The organism is Varibaculum timonense (assembly GCF_027694345.1).
Taxonomy (GTDB): domain Bacteria; phylum Actinomycetota; class Actinomycetes; order Actinomycetales; family Actinomycetaceae; genus Varibaculum; species Varibaculum timonense_A.
The window spans coordinates 44475-65851 of sequence record NZ_JAQEVU010000006.1; the positions used below are offsets into that span (position 1 = coordinate 44475).

General features: G+C 50.5%; 16 protein-coding genes. 7 read left to right on the top strand and 9 right to left on the bottom strand.

The features are described from left to right. Positions 1 to 151: 151 nt before the first annotated feature. The 4 genes from ispF to PG728_RS06150 form a co-directional block, all read right to left on the bottom strand. On the bottom strand, positions 152 to 775 hold the full coding sequence (gene ispF / locus PG728_RS06135) for a 2-C-methyl-D-erythritol 2,4-cyclodiphosphate synthase (protein ID WP_270626424.1): 624 nt from the start codon (positions 773 to 775) through the stop codon (positions 152 to 154). 52 nt (positions 776 to 827) lie between these two features. Continuing rightward, entirely contained in the window at positions 828 to 1856 is a 1029-nt protein-coding gene (locus PG728_RS06140) for an NUDIX hydrolase (RefSeq protein WP_270626426.1), read from the bottom strand. Positions 1857 to 1977: 121 nt separating this feature from the next. Next, positions 1978 to 4683: an RNA degradosome polyphosphate kinase gene (locus PG728_RS06145; RefSeq protein WP_408648210.1), complete on the bottom strand. Its 2706-nt coding sequence runs from the start codon at positions 4681 to 4683 to the stop codon at positions 1978 to 1980. A gap of 57 nt (positions 4684 to 4740) precedes the next feature. Further along, positions 4741 to 5364, bottom strand: a complete 624-nt coding sequence (locus PG728_RS06150) for a hypothetical protein (protein WP_072510402.1) — start codon at positions 5362 to 5364, stop codon at positions 4741 to 4743. A gap of 279 nt (positions 5365 to 5643) precedes the next feature. Between PG728_RS06150 and PG728_RS06155 the strand changes: the two genes are divergently transcribed. The 3 genes from PG728_RS06155 (at position 5644) to PG728_RS06165 (ending at position 9061) form a co-directional block, all read left to right on the top strand. Continuing rightward, positions 5644 to 7080 (top strand): FAD-dependent oxidoreductase, encoded by a 1437-nt coding sequence (locus PG728_RS06155; RefSeq protein ID WP_072510401.1) that lies wholly within the window; start codon positions 5644 to 5646, stop codon positions 7078 to 7080. A 109-nt stretch (positions 7081 to 7189) separates the two neighbouring features. Beyond that, positions 7190 to 8074, top strand: coding sequence for a zinc metalloprotease HtpX (gene htpX, locus PG728_RS06160; protein WP_072510400.1), 885 nt, complete (start codon positions 7190 to 7192; stop codon positions 8072 to 8074). Positions 8075 to 8119: 45 nt separating this feature from the next. Beyond that, positions 8120 to 9061 carry a D-hexose-6-phosphate mutarotase gene (locus PG728_RS06165; RefSeq protein WP_270626431.1) on the top strand — a complete coding sequence of 314 codons (942 nt, stop codon included), beginning with the start codon at positions 8120 to 8122 and terminating at the stop codon, positions 9059 to 9061. A 142-nt stretch (positions 9062 to 9203) separates the two neighbouring features. Here the strand turns inward: PG728_RS06165 and PG728_RS06170 are convergent, their stop codons facing one another. From PG728_RS06170 to PG728_RS06185, 4 genes are all read right to left on the bottom strand, one after another. Further along, complete coding sequence (locus PG728_RS06170; protein ID WP_270626432.1) at positions 9204 to 12020, bottom strand: ABC transporter permease; 2817 nt, start codon at positions 12018 to 12020, stop codon at positions 9204 to 9206. Next, the gene (locus tag PG728_RS06175) at positions 12021 to 12770 is read right to left on the bottom strand and encodes an ABC transporter ATP-binding protein (protein WP_270626623.1); all 750 of its coding nucleotides are present in this window, start codon (positions 12768 to 12770) and stop codon (positions 12021 to 12023) included. A 66-nt stretch (positions 12771 to 12836) separates the two neighbouring features. After that, a complete protein-coding gene (locus tag PG728_RS06180) occupies positions 12837 to 14270 on the bottom strand; it encodes a hypothetical protein (protein ID WP_270626433.1) in 1434 nt (477 codons plus the stop codon). 108 nt (positions 14271 to 14378) lie between these two features. After that, a complete protein-coding gene (locus tag PG728_RS06185; RefSeq protein ID WP_270626435.1) occupies positions 14379 to 15077 on the bottom strand; it encodes an ABC transporter ATP-binding protein in 699 nt (232 codons plus the stop codon). 132 nt (positions 15078 to 15209) lie between these two features. On the opposite strand from PG728_RS06185, the gene PG728_RS06190 reads away from it, so the two are divergent. Together PG728_RS06190 and PG728_RS06195 are read left to right on the top strand one after the other, a co-directional pair. Continuing rightward, positions 15210 to 16616, top strand: a complete 1407-nt coding sequence (locus tag PG728_RS06190; protein ID WP_270626437.1) for a sensor histidine kinase — start codon at positions 15210 to 15212, stop codon at positions 16614 to 16616. After that, positions 16597 to 17283 (top strand): LuxR C-terminal-related transcriptional regulator, encoded by a 687-nt coding sequence (locus tag PG728_RS06195; protein ID WP_270626439.1) that lies wholly within the window; start codon positions 16597 to 16599, stop codon positions 17281 to 17283. Before PG728_RS06190 ends, PG728_RS06195 begins: the two co-directional genes overlap by 20 nt. 67 nt (positions 17284 to 17350) lie before the next feature. Here PG728_RS06195 and PG728_RS06200 read toward each other — a convergent pair whose 3' ends face one another. Next, entirely contained in the window at positions 17351 to 18532 is a 1182-nt protein-coding gene (locus tag PG728_RS06200; protein WP_270626441.1) for an N-acetylglucosamine-6-phosphate deacetylase, read from the bottom strand. A gap of 241 nt (positions 18533 to 18773) precedes the next feature. Here PG728_RS06200 and PG728_RS06205 point away from each other — a divergent pair, with 241 nt between their 5' ends. Continuing rightward, positions 18774 to 19577 carry a sugar phosphate nucleotidyltransferase gene (locus tag PG728_RS06205; RefSeq protein WP_270626443.1) on the top strand — a complete coding sequence of 268 codons (804 nt, stop codon included), beginning with the start codon at positions 18774 to 18776 and terminating at the stop codon, positions 19575 to 19577. Between the two features lie 187 nt (positions 19578 to 19764). Beyond that, complete coding sequence (locus PG728_RS06210) at positions 19765 to 21060, top strand: ABC transporter substrate-binding protein (RefSeq protein WP_270626445.1); 1296 nt, start codon at positions 19765 to 19767, stop codon at positions 21058 to 21060. Positions 21061 to 21377: the final 317 nt, after the last annotated feature.

The window sequence follows — 21377 nt, forward strand, 5'->3', positions numbered from 1 at the left end:
AAATTAATCTGGGACTAAAGCCCTGTATTGTATGGTGTAATGCACACTAAATACTGCTGACCAAGATATTTTTACTACTTAAAACCTATCCTTAGTAACTGAGCTGCTGACCCTTACCAAAATTTAGCTATCTACGTCCTAGAACTTTTGGCTAGTTACGCCCCAAAGGGTAAACCAAAGCGGTAGCAACCGCCGCTGCGCCCTCGCCTCGCCCAGTAAAGCCTAGATAATCCGAGGTAGTAGCAGAAACAGACACCGGAGCCCCCACTGCCTCTTCTAAAATCGCGCGAGCCTGGTCATAACGCTGCCTCATCCGTGGGCGGTTTGCAATCACCTGAACTGCGGCGTTACCCAGTTCCCACCCTGCCTGGTGAATAATCTCCATAGTGGCTTCCAGTAGCTGCTTACCAGAAGCACCCTGCCACTCGGGGCGATTGGTGCCAAAATGAGTACCCAAATCGCCTTGACCGGCAGCCGACAAAATAGCGTCACAAAGGGCATGAGCAGCCACATCTGCATCCGAATGACCCTTAAGGGGTGGTTCGCCCGGCCAAGAAAGCCCCGCAACCATACAAGGACGTGCAGCATTATCGGCAGCACTAGAATCAGCAAAAGCATGCACATCAGTACCTATTCCCACTCGAGGAAGAATAGCCGGTACTAAATGGTCACCGTTACCGACCGGCGAGGACGCACTCTCACCATCAGCCTCACCCGGCATAACAGCGGAAGTAGAAGGGCAATCATGGCTGGGCACGCTAAAGGAATCGCTCATATCTCCAGTCTAACTACTTGCTAAAAAATGCTGGCAAATATGGTTAAATCGCCTAATCCAGGCTGAATTCTTCGAGGCTCACCACTCGTGGCTGAGGATAGTCTGCCAAATGAACAATTAGCATACGCGCAGATTTCAAATAGGGATCACGTTGGGGCAGCAATCTACCTAAATGATTAGGGGTAAGCGGCGCTAGCTCTCCGATAATCCCCGGAATAGTGGGGCGATGAACACACAAAGCCACTGGGCTTTGCGGTTGTTGCGGTTGTTCTTGAAGCAGTTCTCGCACCATTGAGCGCATATTTGCGCAGTCATCACGGTAGGCATCCTCGGTGAATGAAGCCTCAGTTTTTAAGGGTATGCCCGACAAAGTGGCATAAGGAGCGACCGTGGCAACGCAACGCCGCCAAGGAGAAGTAATAATCCGGTTAATGCCCAGCGCCGAAAGTACCGGGATTAACCGCAAAACTTGAGATGAGCCCCGCCTAGATAGAGGCCTGGTCATTTCGCCACCCTCCCAACAGGCTCGTTTAGTGGCTTTTGCATGACGCAAAATAGCTAAAGTGCGGGTTTGTAGGGTCTTATCAGCTAGGCGGGTTAAAAGTTCCTCTAAAAGGCGCCGATCGCCTCGCCGCGTAAGCAGCTTCATGGCTTTACGCGAACCCACCCACTCGCACTTATCAATCTCGCTGGAAGATGCAAGAGGAGCTAGCGGGCGTGCCCGCAAAGTTTCCGCTGACACATCAGGAAAACCTACCCAATAGTGAACTTCCTTCGTAACTCCCGCGCCTAAACGATACCTCTGCATCGTAAGCGGGGCTCCCAGGCGAATCGGGACACCGGTTTCCTCTTCTACTTCCCGTACCGCTGTTGCCGGGATAGCTTCCCCAGGTTCGCGTTTACCCTTTGGCCATGACCAGTCATCGTAGCGAGGGCGATGCACTATCAAAACCTCTATATCTTGACGCTCGCGGGGGATGGAAGTGCCAGGAATTGGGCTGGCTCCCTCTCGCAGACGCCACACTAATGCGCCCGCGGAGCGTACTATCCGCATATGCGGTGGCTTAGGTCGAGCCGTCATTATAGCCACTTGCCTTTCTCGTAATCTGTTCCCATTGTCTAACAAATTACGTATAAGGTCATTACCCCAGGTTACAGAGGTAAAACTGTTTAACGTGAGAAGTTAGGTGAACACCTAGCCTCTAGCGTCCTTTCATCCGCGAATTAGCTTTATTGATTAGATATTCTTGGATATCCATCAGCGCCGAGCCATCCTTGGCTTCAATATGGCGTCGCCAAGTTCCGTCCCTACGTAAATGCCAAGACGAAACCTGCGGTGAAGCCTCAAGTTTAACTAAATCCATAAGTTCCGCGGTCATATCGGGATCTTTAATCCTAATCAAAGCCTCTACCCGACGATCTAGATTGCGGTGCATCAGGTCAGCAGACCCAATCCAAACTTCCGGCTGCCCCCCATTTTCAAAAGCATAAATACGCGAATGCTCCAGGAAGCGACCCAAAATAGAACGCACCCGGATATTCTCCGATAGCCCCCGCACCCCGGAGCGAATCGTGCAAATCCCGCGCACCACAATATCTATTGGTACGCCCGCCTGGCTGGCACGGTAAAGCGCATCAGTAACCGCTTCGTCTACCAGGGAATTTACCTTGATTCCGATATAGGCAGGCAGACCTTTACGATGGTTTTCAACTTCCCGTTCAATCCGTTCAATAACTCCCGGACGAATAGAGCGGGGAGCTACCAGCAAATGATGGAAAGAAGTACGCGGTGCATACCCAGACAGTTGATTAAACAGTCGAGTTAAATCCTGTGCGACCTCTTTATCACAGGTTAAAAGCCCCAAATCCTCGTATCCGCGAGCCGTCTTGGGGTGATAGTTGCCAGTGCCCACATGGCAGTAACGGCGCAGACCATCGGCTTCTTCGCGAACCACCATCGACAGTTTGCAGTGGGTCTTCAAGCCCACCATGCCATACACCACGTGTACCCCGGCGCGCTCTAATTTACGCGCCCAGGAAATGTTGGCGTCCTCGTCAAAACGGGCTTTTATCTCTACAATCGCCAACACCTGTTTCCCGTTTTGTGCCGCCTCTATCAGGGCAGACACAATCGGTGAATCCGAGGACGTGCGGTAGAGGGTCTGCTTTAAGGAACGCACTTTTGGATCCCTGGCGGCGTAGGTTACGAAATGCTGCACCGAAGTGGAGAAAGAATCATAGGGGTGATGTAAGAGCACATCGTGACTGCGAATCATCGCGAAAATATCGGTGGGGCTGGCAGATTCCACTTCCGCAAGACCTGCCGCCGTGGCCGGTACGAACTTCTTGTACTTGAGTTCCGGCAAATCCAGTTCGTGCAGTTCATTCAGGCAGCGCAGGTCAATCGGTTCGGGGAGAGAAAACACGTCCTCCATCCCAATTTCCAGTTTGGCAACCAGGAAATCGAGTACCGGTCGCGATATACCCTTCGCTACCTCAAGGCGCACTGCCGGGCCGAAACGTCGCCGCAACAGCTCTTGTTCCATTGCGGTTAGCAGATTCTCGGCGTCATCCTCTTCAACTTCCAAATCCTCGTTGCGGGTCAGGCGGAACACGTGATGTTCCAGGATTTCCATGCCGGGGAAGAGGTGATCTAGGTGGGGGCCGATAACATCCTCTAAGGTAACGAAAGTGACTTGTCCTTTAGTGTCGAGGGCGTCCTCTGGGCTTACCTGGTCAATTGCCTGTTCCACGCAGATTAGGCGGGGCAGGCTTTCCGGAATTTTCACCCGGGCAAAATGTTGCTTTCCAGTTAGCGGGTTACGCAGCACCACCGCCAAATTAACTGACAGACCAGAAATATAGGGGAAAGGGTGCGAAGGATCGACCGCCAACGGGGTCAGAATCGGGAAAATCTGGCGACGAAAATACCCGTGCAGAAAATCTTGTTGCTCCGGGGAAAGGTCATTCCAACGCCGCAGTTTAATCCCGACATTTTCCAGTTCGCCAAGCAACGTGTTTTGCACAAAATCGGCTTGCCGCGCACACAATACTTGGGCGCGCTCTGTCACCAGGTCAAGCACTTGCCGGGGGGTAAGACCGGAGGCGGCGGTGCGGGCAATTCCGGCCGCAATGCGACGTTTGAGCCCTGCCACGCGCACCATATAGAACTCATCCAAGTTAGAAGAGAAAATAGTGGTAAACCAGGCGCGCTCTAAAATAGGCAGCCGCTCGTCCTCTGCCTGCTCTAATACTCGCTGGTTGAACTGCATCCAAGATAGTTCCCTGTCTCCGAAACGTCCCTTGGGCAGGGGTTTGTCTTGACCGAGGGGACCGGCTTGCGCGAGTTTGTCCATCCCGGGAGCCTCCCGCAAAGTGGAGGGGCTGATTTGGGAAAGGTCTTCAGGGCCATCGGTTTGGGCGTGACCTGCCGCTAATGCTTCTGCATCGGAAGGCTTTTGCGCCTTAGACTCGGTTTTTACGGGGGAATCACCAGGCTTACTGGCAGCTGCCGGTTTCCCGGTCTGGGCTTCCTTTTCGCTAGCTGGTTTGCCAGCGTTATTTTCCGAGGCAGGAGGCTTACCGGATTTATCGATCTTTTGCCCCCCTATAAACGGGGATTTTTTATCGGGGAGGGCGTAGTCAGCGTCCTCATAATCGATCCCGGGAAACTGTTCGGGAGAAATCTTTGAAGAAATCAGCTCATCAGCCGTGGCAGTCTCAAAATTGGATTGTGCCGCCTGCCGGTCTACCTGTGCTACCGGTTCAGTTTGTGGATTTTCTTTATAAACCCGGGCAATATCGGCAGGTGAAGGTACCACCTGGGGGTCGCCTTGCGCGTCCTCTTTAATTTTGGCTTTACGCACTTTCGGTTCTGTTCTGTTGCCAGTTTCCTGTTTGCCGTCCATGCCAATCCCTTCTAAAAACTGGTGACTTTACCTGCGGTAGTTTGGGTAGATTTATTTCTAGTCTAGGCGATTTGCCTTGGCTATACGTGCCGATAGCTTAAGGTCGCTCGCGGTTTGTAGTAGCGCCTGGGGGCGCAAGGTTACCGGATCGGCTAGTTCGTCCCGGGCATCTTTAATCCATTCCGCGCTGACTCCACTGGCCAGTACGTGCAGGAAATCTGCAACCTTATCTAGTAGGGGTTCGAGTCCCGTTATTGAGGTTTTTGCTTCCCAAAGTGCTGCTAGCTCCTCCATAAGGGTGGACACCGTTTTATCGGATCGCTCGACAGGAGCAGCTTCCCCAATCTCTAGGGCGCTTAGGCCCTGCTGGAAGCGTTCATTTACCAGCTTAGGGTCGCGTAAATACCATTGATACACCAAGTACAGTCGCCAGAGTGTCCCCGGCAAAGTATTGGCTGGCGAGGCTGACCACAGTTCACTGACCGTATCTACCCCGCCAGATTCCAGCAGCTCCCGCAAGTGTTGAACATTCTGGTCAGTGTCTTTTTCTATCCCCAGCAGAGTTTGCGCTACCAGGTGAGCTACCTCGGAGGAGCGAGCCCCGTCCTCGGCACCGGGAATATTTTCTGCCTGCTCAGCATCTAGCATTGCTGGTCTGCGCGGAGTTCTCCGTGTAGTCATTTGTTTCCTCCTTTAATATCCCTATTGTCTCCCATGCATCATTACTTGGGGCAGCTTTGCTTTTATTGCGCGAGTTACGAGCTAGCGGCGTTCAAAATAGGGTTTGTCCGTTTCCTCGCCGTTGCTTTCTGTGCTCGCTCCTGCCAAAGATGGCTGAACCATTGTGTGAGACCGCTCAATAAAATGCGAGATAGTCGTGATTTACAGCTAGAATAATTTGAGGTTTGAGGTGCTAAAAGGTGGCGCCGCCAGATTTATTACGTAAAAGGAAGGGTTTTAGTGTCTGACCGTCCGCTTAGTGTCGCTGTAGTTGGAGCCGGCCCCGCTGGCATCTATGCTTCTGATATTTTGTCCAAATCTGGTCTTAATGTAGAGATTGACCTCTTTGAGCGTCTGCCTGCACCCTATGGATTGGTTCGGTATGGCGTAGCGCCCGATCATCCCCGGATTCGAGCCATTATTACTGCCCTTTACAAGATTTTGCAGCGCGGCGATATCCGTCTGCTGGCAAATGTGAATGTTGGCGGCGAGGACGCAGATATAACTGTCGATGACCTGCATGAACATTATGATGCGATTATTTTCGCTACCGGGTCTGATCGGGATAAACCGATTGATTTGCCCGGTCAGGATTTGCCGGAATGTTATGGGGCTGCCGATTTTGTTTCTTGGTATGACGGCAACCCGGATTATCCGCGTTTTTGGCCTTTAGAGGCGAAAGAGGTCGCGGTTATCGGGGTCGGTAATGTCGCCCTCGATATCGCGCGGGTAATGGCGAAGCACCCTGCCGATATGCTCAAAACCGAGATTCCGGAAAACGTGGCGAAAGAGCTCTATAAATCCCCAATCACAGACGTGCATGTTTTCGGGCGGCGCGGACCGGCTCAGGTGAAGTTCACCCCCTTGGAACTGCGCGAACTCGGGCAGCAGCCGGGAGTAAAAGTTATCGTTTCCGAGGAAGATTTCGAGTTCGACGAAGGCTCGGAGCAGGCGATTGCGGCTTCTAAACAAACCAAAATGGTGGTTGATACCTTAATTAATTACGCCATGGACGAGGACGATAGGGAAGCTGATCGCCGTATCCACCTGCATTTATTCTCGGCTCCGAAAGAGATTTTAGCTGACGAGGACGGGCATGTGCGCGCCCTCGTTACCGAACGTACCCAGCTGAACGGGGACGGAACGGTTTCCGGGACTGGCGAGCTGCGGGAAACCCCGGTACAGGCGGTTTATCGCGCAGTGGGATATTTCTCTTCTCCGATTGCGGGATTGCCTTTCGATGAGCGTCGCGGAGTAATCCCCAATCAGGAAGGACGGGTCACCGATTTGGAGGGAACTCCTTTGACCGGGATTTACGCTACCGGTTGGGTAAAGCGCGGCCCGGTGGGGCTGATTGGTTCTACCAAGTCTGATGCGCAGCAAACTATCGCCCACCTGGTAGAGGACGCGGAAGCTGGCAAGTTGGTGGCTACTGGGAAAGCGGTGGGACACGATGCCATGATTGAACTGCTTGAGCAGCGCGGGGTTCCTTTCTCTACCTGGCATGGTTGGGAACTATTGGACGAATATGAAAAGCAGCTGGGTGCAGACTTTGGCGAGGTCGAGGGCGGCCGTGGCGCGCGCGAACGAGTCAAGGTAGTATCCCGCAAAGCTATGAGCGCGATTTCTCGCGGGGAGGACGTGCCGGAAGATTTAATCGGTAAGGACGGCGAATAGCCAGTTCACCTGTCTTTTCATCTTTGGTGAGCTTGCAGTTCTTTGGCAGGAATTTGTCAGTATTCGTGCAGTTTCACCTGCTAGATTGCGGGGTAATCAGGAGGGATAAATGGGCAAGAAACGCTTTAGTAATAGCTTGAAAACTGGGATGCTGTTCGCTTTGATGTGGGCGTTACTGCTGCTAGTTGGCTATCTGATTGCTTACGGTACCGGCAGTTCCGCTTTTATCTGGATTTTTGCCGCTATCGGGTTGATTTCAACTTTTTATAGCTACTGGAATTCAGACAAAATCGCGATTAGATCCATGAACGCCTACCCGGTGGATCCGGGGAAATATCCGCAAATAGTGCGGATTGTTACTGAGCTTTCGCAAACTGCCGGTCAGCCGGTTCCTCGAATGTATATTGCTCCTACTTCGGCCCCTAACGCCTTTGCTACGGGACGTAATCCGCAAAATGCAGCGGTTTGCTGTACTGAGGGGATTTTACAGCTCCTTGATGAGCGTGAGCTTCGCGGGGTTTTGGCGCACGAGTTAATGCACGTCTATAACCGCGATATTTTGACTTCTTCGGTGGCCTCAGCCATTGGCGGTCTGATTACTTCGGTTGCGCAAATGTTGTTTTTCTTTGGGGGAGGACGCCGCGACAGTGACAATAACCCGCTTGGCGGGGTGGCGATGGTTCTTTTGATGTTGTTAGCCCCGATTGCCTCGATGTTTACCCAAATGGCGATTTCTCGGACGCGCGAGTTTGACGCAGATGAGACCGGCGCTGAGCTTGCGCGAGATCCTTTAGCTTTAGCCAGTGCGCTAAAGAAACTAGAGGCGGGAACGGTGGCGCGTCCTCTGCAGAGTAATCCGCAAACCGAGAAGGTTGGTTTCATGATGATTGCTAATCCTTTCCGCGGGAAGGGGTTAAAGCATCTGTTTTCTACCCATCCGCCTATGGATGAACGGATTGCCCGCCTAGAAGAAATGGCGGGATATAGCCGTTAATTTGGTTTCGGCGCTGACTAAAGGTTTTGAATATATGCTTGCCTTATGGCAAGTGATACTCAAATCCAGGTACGCAAGATTGACACTGAATACTCGCTAGCTGAAATTACTGATTTTGGGGCGCAGGTGCTTTCTTGGACTCCGCGGGGGCAAAATCCAGTTGTTTGGCTGTCTGACCAAGCTAGTTTTTCGGGGGACACTACCGTGCGAGGTGGAATCCCGATTTGTTTGCCCTGGTTCGGCAATCCCAGGTTTTCGCCGGCAGCCCCGGCAGGTGCAGCTGGTAATCATGGTTTTGCGAAAACTACTGTTTGGGAGCGGGTTGATAGCGCCTCAAGCCCAGCGGTGCAAGTTCCAGGGGGAAAAGGAATTGAATTCCCTAGGTCGCAAATGCCCGGTAATGGGGATATCCAAGCGGGCGCTGAAGCGGGCTATAAAGTGCTGACCTATCGCCTGTCACATAAAGGCGGAGAACTATTTCCCCATGCTTTTTCAGCACAGCTAACAATCGAGGTGGGTAAGACTCTACGGCTGATATTGGAGGCGGTAAATACCGATGATCACCCGTTCACATTTGAGGCGGTATTCCATACCTACCTGGGATTTAGTGATTTAAGGCAGTGTGAGCTTCACGGTCTGGAACACGCAGTTTTCTTAGATACTTTAACTGACAAGAAAGCTAGTGAAGACCAGCCGATTACTTTTAATCAGTCATTTGACCGGATTTATGATTCCGCTTCTAACCTGGAAATTTATGATTCAGCTTGGAGGAGGAAGATTTGGTTAAAGAAATCGGGGTCTAAATCCACTATCGTGTGGACACCGTGGGATCGGTTTATTAAAGATTTTAGCGATATTCCCGACCAGGAAGTTTACCGATTTGCCGGAATTGAGTTTGGAAACGCACGCGAAAATGCGCTTTTGCTGCAGCCGGGTCAAAGCCACCGGCTCGCCCTGGAGATTGGAGTAGATTCCCTACCTGATTAGGGGTAATTGGCTTCTAATCGGCACTTATTTGTCCGGAGGATTCAGCCCCAAAATACTATTTGAGCTGATGATACTTTATTGGGGGGGCGCTGCTTGGCAGCGCCCCCCAAACTGCAATCGGGCTATTGACCCATCTGCTTGTTTACTCGTCAGCACTAGCTAAAGCAGCTACCGGGCTGGCTTTAGCGGCTTGGCGACCGGGCAGCACCGAGGCTAGGAAACAGAACCCTTCAGTTACCAGGATTATTATCCCTAACCAGAGCCACGGGATTTGCAGGTGAATGTCTTTCGGACTTATGAAACCATTGAAAGGCATACATTGCATCACGAACCATGAGAACAGTATCGACATTCCAATCCCGACAATCAGCGCCCCTAATCCGATTAGCGTCCCCTCGGTCAGCAGCATGGCGCGAATCTGTTTTTGAGTAAAACCAACAGCCCGGAGTAGAGCGTTTTCGCGTTTGCGATCAACTACTGAAAGACTCAAAGTATTCGCGACCCCCACCAAGGAGACCAGGGCAGATACCCCTAATAGGGATAGCAGAATGGTCATCAGTATTTTTAGCAGCAGATTAACGGAGGCAGTAATAATTACCCCTCCAGTTTGAGCTAAAGAATCTGCCGGAGCCAAGGTTGATAGCTCCTGAATGTCCTCCAAAATCTCGGTAGGGGTTTTTTCCATATTCATTTTGAAGATTACGCCTGCCGGATTATTCCCGGTTTCACTGGGGGTAATACTGTCTAAATCAGCTCGTGACAATACTAGATAGGAGCCAAATGTAGAGCTAGGGAAGGCTTGATTTTCTTTAGGAGCCTTCGTTAAAGCTACTGTCAGCTTCTGTCCGCTAGCAAAAGTTAAGGTCACCTTTGCGGGGAGCTTGTTCTCGTCCTCGGTCATTAACCAGGCAGTACCTTTCTGAGGGGTTTTAACCTGATGACGTAATACCGCCTCGGGATTATCGGGCAAACCGACTGCTAAAACTGACCGATTTTCTGGCTTTTGCTTGCCGGAATCGGTGGCAATCGCATCCGAGGTGTTTCCGGTTTCACCCTCCCCCTTATCCGGAGCCGAGCTGGTTTCTGCTTCTTTCTCGCCCTCGTAAGCTTCTACCCTTTCGAGCGCTATGTTTAGTTGAACCGGTTTACCGTTTTCATCATGAGCCTCTTTGATAATCCGAGAGGGTAGAGAAGCAACCTTATTTACGCTCTGAAGCTTCGGTAATTTCTTGGTTATCGCCTCGGGCATCTGATGGGAGTCATTTACGGCAACTAGCGACATATCCACTGAAAAACGGCGGTTTACTTCGTCAGTGATTGTGCTTTGTAAAGATAGTGTACCTACCAAAATCGTTGCCATTAAGGTTACCCCTAACACCAGGGCAGTCCCGGTAGCCCCAGTGCGATTAGGATCGCGTTTTACATTTTCCCCCGCCAATTTTAAAGTCGCAGAACGGGCTGCAAAAGGACGAGTTAGGGCGGCAGTGAATGCCGGTAGGAAACTGCGGCAAGCTAGCAGGGTTGCCAGGAAAATAAATAGGCATCCTCCCAGGGCACAAGTGAGGGAAATAGCCATATCTGTTTCGTTGTTATTTCCTTTATTAACCCAGGCGATTATCCAAAGCCCCACCCCAGCCAGGCTAAACAGGCCCATGAATACACCGCGCACAATGTGGCGTTTCTTCTTACCCATTTTGTTTAGCTCCATGGGGTTCAAGGCGGCTACCGGCAAGATTTTCGCTAGTCCCAGGGTAGGACGCATTCCGCCAATCAAAGGCACTATTATCCCGGTTAAGAGTGATACCACTACCGGGGTAAAACCGATTATTTGCATCGCTTGGGTAAATGAGCCAATCATTCCGGTTGCTACTGCCACCACAATCGAGGCAGTCCACCCTAAGGCAGTTCCCAGAAGCGCAGCGATTACGCCCACCATAATGCATTCGGAAAATGCGGAACGCCTGATTTGAGAAACGGTAGCCCCCACGCAGCGTAGCAGGGCGGTTTCTCGCCTCCGCCTAGCTAGAACCACCTGGAAAGTTACAGAAACGATTCCAATACATACCAGCACCGCTAGCAGTGGGAAAGCTAGGGAAGCCGCTTGTAACCCGATTGTTTTCGCCACACCGCTATCGGAGGATTTTTGTAGCGCCTCTACGGTAACTACCCAGCAATCTTCGGATAGCAGTTTATTGTCATTTAGGTATTTACCGAGTTTTTGCACTACCTCTTTGGGATCTTGCTGGGTGTTTACCAGGATTTTCGAGGGTGCTTCTTTTGCGTAACTGCTTAGCTGCTTGGTTAGCTGGGCTGAGTAATACACATCCGGCAGGTTCCCGATTCTCATAGCGGCATCTTGTTTAATAGTGCCGGTAATCGTAACCGGAATGGTTTTCTCTTTCCCGGTGTATCCCCCGTTTACTAGCTCATCAACTTTAAGTTCAATCCGGTCACCGATTTTAGTTTTGCCATTTTCCAGGTAGCTTTCGCCCAAAAGTATTTCATTTTGCCCACTAGGGTAGCGTCCCTCAGCTAAGGGAGGGCGATAATAGCCTTCAGGTAATAGCCCTGTTCCGAACAAATAAACAGTTTTCTCATTGATAGTGGTGACCGTCATCGGATAGTAAAGCGGCTGTAAGTCAAGGTCTTTACCGACAGCGTTACGAATAGCGTCTTGTTTTTTCAGAATACCTTCATAGTCGTTACCGGGGATTTTGTCCCAGGCAACGATACCTTTAACGGCCTCACCGCTGTCGGTATCGTATTGTTCGCCCTCGTTAGTTATCTGTACCTGGGTATTCTGGTTGAATTGGGTTTCTCCGACCCCCATCACCCAACTCATTACGGAGGCAAAACTGCTGGCTCCGCAAATAAAAACACAGCAAATAATGATAGCGATGGCAGTTGCTACATATTGGCGGCTATGCGCTTTCAGGTTTGCTTTTGTTAAAAACAACATTTAAATCACCTGTGCCAGTTCTTCGCGGCTGGGTTGGTTAAGTTCTTGGGTTACTTGCCCGTCGCGAACCACCAGTACCCGGTCAGCTACCGAGGCGGCGCGAGCATCATGGGTTACCATCACTACGGTTTGTCCCAACTTGTTTACCGCTTCCCGCAGCAGTTTTAGCACTTCCATTGACGAGGACGAGTCCAGATTTCCCGTGGGCTCATCAGCTACCAACAGGGCTGGTTTGGCTACCAGGGCGCGAGCTACCGCTACCCGCTGCTGTTGTCCCCCTGATAGTTCTGCCGGTTTATGGGTTAGACGGTCTTGCAAATTCAAGATTTCGATAATCTGTTTTTCCCATTCAGGAGCAGTTTTCTTTCCTGATAGCAGCGCGGGCAGATGGATATTTTCTGCTGCCGTTAAAGTGGGGATTAAGTTGAATGATTGAAACACAAACCCGATATGGTCGCGGCGAAATTTGGTGAGTTTAGTGTCATCCATAGCGGCCAGGTTTTGCCCGGCAACCGTAACCAGTCCACTGGTAACCGCGTCTAGTCCCGCTAAGCAATGCAGCAAAGTTGATTTACCAGAACCGGAAGGCCCAACGATGGCAGTAAATTGACCGGAGTAAATATCCACGTTCACCCCGTTGAGGGCGCGGACTTCAACTTCTCCTTGCCGATAAATCTTGTAAACATCTTTTAAGCTCACCAAAGAACGTCTATTGGCTGGCATTTGCGGATAGTTTCCATTTTGAATCATGGCTGCTCTTTCTCTAGTTGGTCCATTCATATCTAACAAGTTATTTTCTTTGCTTCCGGTTCACCATCACTTAGGCAATGATTTTTTCTTATAGCTAGCTCTACCTGACATAGGGGATTGGGCTACACTGCCGCTCCGGTTAAGTGCCATAAACGTCCCGATCTGTACTAATACACTTACCGCTAACATGGCTGCCATCGGGGCAGTAATCTTTAGGGTTGTTTGTAGCTCTTCGCTTACCCCTAGACCGCCATTAGCTACCAGTAAGGTTAAAAATAGGATTACCCCCAGGATTAGCTGGCTGAATCCGAAAATGTAGGGCAAGATTATTTCCCACCATTTTGCTCTGCGAATAGTACGTGGCGGGCATCCTAACTGGAGCAATAGGGCTTTTTGGGTTCGGCTTTGCTCATTATCTGCAGTGGTGCTCACGGCTACGCAAAGACAGGTGAGGGCGGCTACCAAACCAGCGGTAATAAGCCATCCGCTGCGAATATCGGTTTGCAGTAATGAAAAAAACTCGCCCTCGCTACTTAAAAGTGACTGCCAAGCCCCGGCGCTTTCGCTGGAACCGGGGAGGGTGGGGTCGCCAGATCCTTTCCAAAGATAGGGAAAAATAGTTAAGAACATGAAAGTTAGCAGGTAACTTAGCACTAAGGATAGTACCGGGGTAATTGATACCCAGTATCTTTGCGGGTGGAGACGGATATTTCGCACTGCTAAAAGCAGACTTAAGTGGCGAGTGCGACTTAGTGGCCAAACCGCTAAATAGAGGGCATTCGCTGGTAAAAATATTCCGAAAATCCAAGCGAAAAGTAAACAAAATAGGAATATCACTACCGCTAATAGCAGGGGAGTTAGCGGGAGAATAAACGATAGCCCCGGAATCGAGACCAGGCAGGCACCGATAAATATTAATCCTATTGTTGCCCCTGACAGCTCGCTGACTCTGCTGCGGGAGCGTAAGTAGCGGGGGATGCCAGTGTATTTACGGGTTAGGGTCAGCGCTTTCAACAGAGGAACTATCGCTAATACTAAGAAAATTATTATCACTGTGCTAATAGGTGGGATTAGGTTAAATCCGCCTAGAGGCATTCCTAATAGTTTCAGCTTTCCCAATAGCGGTACAGATGCAAAGTAGAGCGTTACTCCCCCAAGCCATCCCAGCCCCGCATAAACGAGCATCGATAATGCACATACCAGAAACCTGGTGTGAAAGGGGGCCCCTAATTTTCCTAAAGTATTTAATAACTCAGCTAATCTGCGTTCATCTAGGGTTAGACGATTCCACCACAAAATTGTTAAGGGAAAAACAATCAGAGTCACCGCAGCGGTGAACATTAATCCGTACAGTACGGTCACTACGTCTGCTAATTGGTTCCCTAAATCAGATTCGCGCAGCGAAAATAAGTCTTGTACCGAGCCAGCACATTGAAAATCTGCTCCCGAGAGACAAAAGATACCTAGACGGAAAGCCGCTTTTATTCCTCCTAGTAGCAAACAAATACTATAAGCAGGCAAACAAGCTGAGAAAAGAGACAAAAACTCCGCAGTTTTCGGATAATGGAACCGCCGCGACCAGCTATAAACAAGTTGTAGGGTTCGCATTTAGTTTTCCCCAGGATTCTCCGGCAAAGCCGTTTTGGTTCTATCGGAAACTATCAATCCGTCCCGTAAAGTAATCGTGCGTTCGCACCAGCTAGTGTCCTGTGAATTAAGGCTAGTTACCAGCAGGGTGGCTCTCGTTTGTTGAGCGGTAGTAGATAGCACCTGCATGATTTCTTGCGCCGTTACCTCATCTAACCGGTCCGTCGGCTGGTCGGCGATAATTATTTCTGGTTTTCCAACTAGGGCGCGCGCCAGAGCTACTTTTTGTCGTAACGCAGCCGATAGATTTCCACTTATTTGACTAGCAATGGTTTCTAAACCCAGTTTTTCCAGCTCTCTTTGGGTACGAGACATAGCCTCGGCGCGCCCTATCCGTTTTAACAGCAGTGGTAAAGCCACATTTTCTCGTACGCTCAGCTGGTCTACTAGCTGCTCTGATTGGAAAACAAATCCAAATTTTTGCCGGCGTAGAGCCTGTAAATCTCGCCGGGAGTAATCGTTAAGTCGGCTACTGCCTAAATAAATCTCGCCACTAGAGGGCGCAATAATCCCACTGAGTAGGTAAAGTAGCGTAGTTTTTCCCACCCCGGATGGCCCGGTAAATGCTACCTGGCTGGCAGTGGGAATATGTAAATCAATCCCCGCTAAAACGGTGCGTGAACCATAAACTTTAGTTAATGCGCCGGTAGATATATCCATATTCTCTATTGTTGCGGGCGGCAGTCATTCCGGTTAGCACCTTAAAGCTAGTTTTTAGGTAGTGCTAGCTCTACCTAAATAATAGTGAGCACGCTCTGTCGGAACGCTAGTGCTTGCCAATAGGATAGAAACATGCAGCGAATAGATCCCTTTTTCCAGGGAATAAACGACAAAAAACGGGTGGCTCCCCGCATGGCGCTGCTGCTAGGGCCAGCCTATTTTGTAGTAGAACTCTTAGCGCTGCTAGTGCATTTAGCGTTCATGCTGATTCATCCTAAAAAAGCTCGCATCACCCTCGCCAACTACACATGCGCAGTGCGTTATCGCGCTGGAGCAATGCTCGGTAAACCGGACGCGAACATTTGGCATCTTTGGGCTATCCCCGGGAATGATTCTTTATTGACCGGAGAGGGAAAACTTGCCCAACCAGCTAAAACCAACCGCGACATCCCTATATTGCTGTTTTGCCTGTTCGTTAATGCTATTAGTTTCTGGGTGCTAGTAGTTTTGGGCTACCTGGTAACCCAGTTCTTTCAATTCTATTTCCAGCGGCTGCTAGCGCCGCTATCGCTGGGGGGCGGTTCGCCAGATTTAATCGCGACCATAGCGTTATGGCTGGTATTTAGCCTAGCGGCGGCTATTTACCCGCGAATCATCTATTCGATTGCGCAAGGCAATCCGATGGACGAGCAAGAAATCAGGCAGCTACATCGTTCTCGCCGGGAAATCGTAGATGCTTTCGAGATTGAACGCCGCCGGATTGAACGCGACCTGCATGATGGGGCACAACAATACTTAGTGGCCGCTTCCATGAAAGTTGGAGAGGCGGAACTTTCTCTTAGTCTACTGGAACACGAATTGGCGAAGGCTGCGGCTTTAAAGGACGCTGAATCTAGTCAAGACCGACCGGGGAAAGCATCCGGGGGAGCGGTATTGGGCGAGGACGCGCCTCCTGCGGAACCTGCCGGGTCTTTAGACGGTTCTATAAATCAGGAATCAGTCTCCCTACCGCAGTTCAGCGCAAAAATACAGGAGGTACTTTCTTTACTGCGGCAGGCGCAAGACGCTAACGATAGATCCTTAGTGGCGCTCAGACGCACAGTTGCGGGGGTGCATCCGAAAGTATTGTCCGATAAGGGACTAGCGGAGGCAGTGCGAGACGTGTGCGCAGATTCTCCGGTGCAAGTTGAGATGCATCTGCCGGAAGAGTTACCGTCTCTACCGGCTGGAGCCGCTGCTGCCGCCTATTATTTGGTGTGCGAATCTCTAACTAATATCGCCAAACATGTTGCAAATCCTAAAGCATCTTTGCTGATAGTTGCGGGTTCTTCCCTGGTTATTTCCATAGTGGATAATGGGGGTGGGGGTGCGAAAATCATTCCGGGACACGGCTTGGCAGGTTTGCAGGCACGCCTAGAGGCTTTCGGGGGAAACTTGCGGATACTTTCACCTCTGGGCGGGCCAACTACGGTGCGCGCCGAGATTCCGATTCTAATTCCTAGCGTTGAGGAGGACGGGTTTGAAAATCATCTTGGCTGATGACGCCACTTTGATTCGGGAGGGCTTAGCGGGGCTATTGGAGCGATTAGGGAATCAAGTAATCGCTCAAGCCGAGGACGTGCCCTCTCTGTTAAAAGTGGTCGATCAGATATACCAGGGCGACCAGGTTCCCGATATTTTGATAACCGATGTGCGAATGCCTCCAGGTATGAGTGACGATGGCTTGCGCGCCGCCGTACAGATTCGGGAAAAATATCCTGACCTGGGAATCATGGTTCTCAGCCAGTATGTGGCTCCCGCCTATGCGGCTCAGCTTTTTAGTTCCGAACAGTTTTCACTGCCGGGAAATCATGCGGGTGGTACCGGTTACCTGTTAAAAGAGCGGGTCTCACGGGTGGCAGATTTTTTGAATGCGCTCAAAACTGTGGCTAGTGGCGGGGTAGTGGTAGATCCGGAAGTAGCAGTTAAGTTGGTGCGGGAACGCAGTTCTGCTCTTTCCAGCCTCACTCCTCGCGAAAACGAAGTTTTAGAGCTGATGGCGCAAGGTTTAGCGAATGAGGAAATCGCGGCGAAACTGTTTCTATCCGGCGCATCAGTGGCTAAACATATTGCGAATGTGTTCATGAAGTTGGGTTTAACCCCGGATGAACCCAACCGCCGGGTGCGAGCCGTCCTCGCCTACCTGACCGCCACCGGTTTACGTTAGCTAGGCGAACCGGTGGTTGCCGTTTTGAGCAGTGAAAATAGCCTTAAATCAGCTTAGCCAACCGCTCTTAACTCTCTGTTGTGGATGGCTCGATTTCTTCACCCTGCCTAAATAGCCGTTGTATCCGATAATCAGAATCTAAGAGCATAAAGCTAGGTTTGCAGCCAGGAGTAAAGCGGGTAGTTACCCCAGGAGCGTCCTCGGGAATTGAGGCTGCCTGTACCGGGGTGCCCACGCAGGCACGAATCAGTTTTGCTAGGGGGATTTGTCCGCGCCGAGCAAAGAGGGCGAACTGATTGAGCAGGCAGGAAGCCCCACCCGAGAGGGTATCGGTTCCATCCAAATAGCAGGCTCCGTTCTTTACTTCAACCTTTAATCCTCCCAGAGTGTATTTACCGGGAGGCATACAGGCGGCCGCCAGCGCATCGGTTACAAAGAATAGGGAAGCGTCAGGGAAAGTAGCGAACATATCTTCCACCAGTTCGGGTTTCAAATGATGCCCATCAGCGATAACCTCAACGCCTGCTGTTCTGTCTTTCGCCGATCGCAAGAACTCGATAATCGGACCGGGAGAACGGTGGTTAATCGGGGACATGGCGTTAAACAGGTGAGTAACAGTTTGCGCGTATCCCTGCCAGTTAAGTTCACCGGCGGTTTTAACCGTGTAATCCAAAGCTAGGCGGGCTTGATCCTCGTTACAGGAAGTGTGACCCCAGGAGGGAACCGCTCCATATTTGAGTAACAGTTTCGCGGCCGGAAGTGCATTATCGGTTTCCGGTGCGATAGTCATGGTCTTAAACCAGCCCTGACCAGCCTGAAGCCAAGATTCAAGCTCCGCTAAATCAGCTGGGCGGATAACTTCTGGGTTTTGCGCCCCACATTTTGCTTTCGAGATAAAAGGACCTTCTAAATGCAAACCCACAAGCTCGCCCTTTTCACAGAAAGGAACCAGAGCCTTGATATAGGGCAGGGGGTCAGCCAGAGAAACCAAGGAAGCAAATAGGGCGGTTGTGCCCCCACTGCGGTGAGCTTTAATCGCGGTAGCTATCTCATCTGGATCAGTGGTGTCGGGGAAAGAAAACCCGCCCCCACCGTGGCAGTGAACATCGACAAAACCGGGAACAATGAGCGGCCAATTTGCGTCAGGAGTTCCCGGAATGACCTCAGCTAACTGGTTGCCATCTAGAACTAGACCGCTTCCAATCTGGTTTCCGAAACCATCAAAAACTCGCCCTTTTATCGTGGTCATCTCGGTTGCTCCCAACGCCGCTGTTAAAGTTCAAACACTCTAACTTTACGCCGGCGGCTGCGCCTTAACAATGCGGTTGGTTAAACAGACCGCAGCATTCGCGAGAAATAGTTATTGTCAATCGGCTTTTATGCGCATAGATATCGTATTTACCTACCCCGTCTCGTGATTGTGGCAGGTTTAGCTTGCTATTATTGAGCAGTCTTAGTTATTCCGATATTTGACTTCAAAGGTGATTTTTATGGCGGTTACTAAAGCAGTTGTTTTGGCTCGGGGACTAGGTACCCGGATGCGCGCAAATGACGAAACTACTAATCTGTCTGGCGAACAAGCCGCTGCCGCTTCGGCAGGTACCAAGGGATTAATTAACGTTGGGCGCCCTTTCTTAGATTATGTAATCAGCGCATTTGCTGATGCCGGGATTAAAGAGGTCTGCCTGGTAATCGGTCCAGAACATGATGCATTCCGTAACTACTATGACAACGTAGAAAAGAATCGGGTAACCATCAGCTATGCGATTCAAGAAGAGCCGCTAGGAACGGCAAATGCGGTCGCGGCTGCCGCAGATTTTATCGGTGAAGATCGCTCCTTGGTTCTAAATTCCGATAACTACTACCCTGTGCCGGTATTAAAGCAATTGGTGCAAGCCCCAGGGCTTGCGGTAGCTGGGTTTTCGCGGGCAGAGCTAATCGCGAACTCTAATATCGAGGCAGAACGGGTGAAAGCTTATGCGATTATGGATGTTAGCGACGGGGTGTTGAAGAACATTATTGAAAAGCCCTCTGACGTGGAAATGGCAGCCCACCCTAATGCCCCAGTCAATATGAATTGTTGGCTATTCGACCAAAGTATTATTACCGCTTGCGAAAATATTGAGCCCTCGGTGCGGGGAGAATACGAACTGACGGATGCGGTACGTTACCTGATTCAAAACGGCTCGAACATTGAGGTTGTTCCAGTGGCTTGCGGGGTGCTGGATATGTCCTCCCGTAAAGATATTGGCGCGATTAAGGACGCGTTGCAGGACGTGAGCGTTAATCTTTAAGCAGCTCTAAGGTTCCGGAGATTACTCCGAGGTTTAGCAACTTAGTTTATAACATTTTGGATACGAAAATATTTCATTTTCATATCAAACTCGGAATAATTTCAGGGATAATCCAGTTTTGCTATAATCCTTAATGAGTTTTCAATGACTCGCGTTGTAGCGGGTCAGCTCGACGAGGAGGTTTGATTTGTCTCGTAAGCTAAAACGAAGCATTGCTCTAGCTGGCGTAGTCGCAATGGCATCATTGGGGCTAGCTGCCTGTGGCGGTGCTGATAACAAAGCTGGTTCTACTGACAGCAAAAGCAATGAAAAGGTAGAAATTGAATACCTGCACCGTCTTGACAATGCCGATAATGCGGTAAAAGTTCAGACGATTGTTGATAAATGGAATAAAGAGAACCCAAATATCAAGGTAACCCCGAAGAAATTTGATGGTAAAGCTCAAGAGCTAATCAAGAAAGTACAGACTGACACCGACGCAAAGAATGCGCCTTGTTTGTACCAGGCTGGTTACGCTGACTTGGCTGAACTATACGTAAAGGGTCTGGTACAGGACGTTAGCAAGTATGCTACCCAGTACAAAGACAAGTACCTGCCCGGTCCGTTTGAATCAATGGCAGTTGATGGCAAGTACCTGGGGCTTCCGCAGGATACCGGCCCGCTGGTTTACTTCTACAACAAAGCAGAATTTGAGAAGCTGGGTCTGAAAGTACCCACCACTTGGGAAGAGTTCACCACCACCGCAAAGGCTGCTGCTGCAAAAGGCAAGTACATTGTGGCTTACGAAGGTGACGAGGGCGCACAAATCTTCTCCGCTATGACTGCCGCAGCCGGTGGTCAGTGGTTCGGAGTAGAAGGCGATGCCTGGAAAGTTGATACCACTGACAAGGGCTCCGCTTCCGTTGCTGCTTTCTGGCAGAAACTACTTGACGAAAAATCTGCAAAGGTAGTTGGTCGCTGGGCTGACGAGTGGGCTCCTGCCGTTCAGAAGGGCGAACTGATTGGCACCATCGGTGCTGCTTGGGAAGCTCCGCTTATCGCTGGCGACGCTCCTGATCAGGCCGGTAAATGGGCTATCGCTCAGCTACCTGGTGGTGCTTCCGGCCCCGACGGTGGTTCTGGCGTAGTAGTTTCCAAGACCTGTAAGCACCCTGAACAGGCTATGAAGTTCAACGCTTGGTTCAACGAGCAGGTTGATGATCTAGCTAGCCAGGGTCTGGTTGTAGCTGCAAAAGCAACTCCTAAAGCTCCTGAATATGCCAAGTTCTACGGCGGTCAGGACGTAATCAAAGAGTTCACCACTGCTAACACCAACATGAAACCGTTCACCTTCCCGCCCTCCTGGTCGGTACCTCAGGGCTACCTCAGTGGTGAAGGCGGCGCTGCTGCCGGAGACGGCACCATGAAGGTTGCAGACGTGTTCAAGAACTCGGGCGATCAGCTCAAGGACGCTTTGAAGAAACTGAATCTTCAAGTAAAGTAACTGAGCTTGAGTCTTAGTTGATGTTTTCGATACAGGATGTATCCGAAAGCATCTGGGAGGCACCTACCATCCCGCAAAGTTGGTAGGTGCCTCCATTTCTATATCTGATATACCTTTGATTGCTATATTTTCGGTTTATTTTTACGAATTTCGAGCCGTAACCGTATATCCCAAGCTATTGAATGAAATAAAATAGACACATCCATTCTGTGGTGCATACCAATAATCTTTAATACAGATACGTGGGGATTTAACCATGAGTGCTACTAAAGTAGAAAAGCGTAAACCAGCAGGTGATGCTGATGCGCTCCCACCTG

Coding starts and splice junctions, on each gene's coding strand:
- PG728_RS06140 (WP_270626426.1), bottom strand. CDS start 1,856: ATGACGGCTCGACCTAAGCCACCGCATATGCGGATAGTACGCTCCGCG.
- PG728_RS06200 (WP_270626441.1), bottom strand. CDS start 18,532: ATGACCACGATAAAAGGGCGAGTTTTTGATGGTTTCGGAAACCAGATT.
- PG728_RS06185 (WP_270626435.1), bottom strand. CDS start 15,077: ATGGATATATCTACCGGCGCATTAACTAAAGTTTATGGTTCACGCACC.
- PG728_RS06150 (WP_072510402.1), bottom strand. CDS start 5,364: ATGACTACACGGAGAACTCCGCGCAGACCAGCAATGCTAGATGCTGAG.
- PG728_RS06170 (WP_270626432.1), bottom strand. CDS start 12,020: ATGTTGTTTTTAACAAAAGCAAACCTGAAAGCGCATAGCCGCCAATAT.
- htpX (WP_072510400.1), top strand. CDS start 7,190: ATGGGCAAGAAACGCTTTAGTAATAGCTTGAAAACTGGGATGCTGTTC.
- PG728_RS06145 (WP_408648210.1), bottom strand. CDS start 4,683: ATGGACGGCAAACAGGAAACTGGCAACAGAACAGAACCGAAAGTGCGT.
- PG728_RS06175 (WP_270626623.1), bottom strand. CDS start 12,770: ATGATTCAAAATGGAAACTATCCGCAAATGCCAGCCAATAGACGTTCT.
- PG728_RS06165 (WP_270626431.1), top strand. CDS start 8,120: ATGGCAAGTGATACTCAAATCCAGGTACGCAAGATTGACACTGAATAC.
- PG728_RS06205 (WP_270626443.1), top strand. CDS start 18,774: ATGGCGGTTACTAAAGCAGTTGTTTTGGCTCGGGGACTAGGTACCCGG.
- PG728_RS06190 (WP_270626437.1), top strand. CDS start 15,210: ATGCAGCGAATAGATCCCTTTTTCCAGGGAATAAACGACAAAAAACGG.
- ispF (WP_270626424.1), bottom strand. CDS start 775: ATGAGCGATTCCTTTAGCGTGCCCAGCCATGATTGCCCTTCTACTTCC.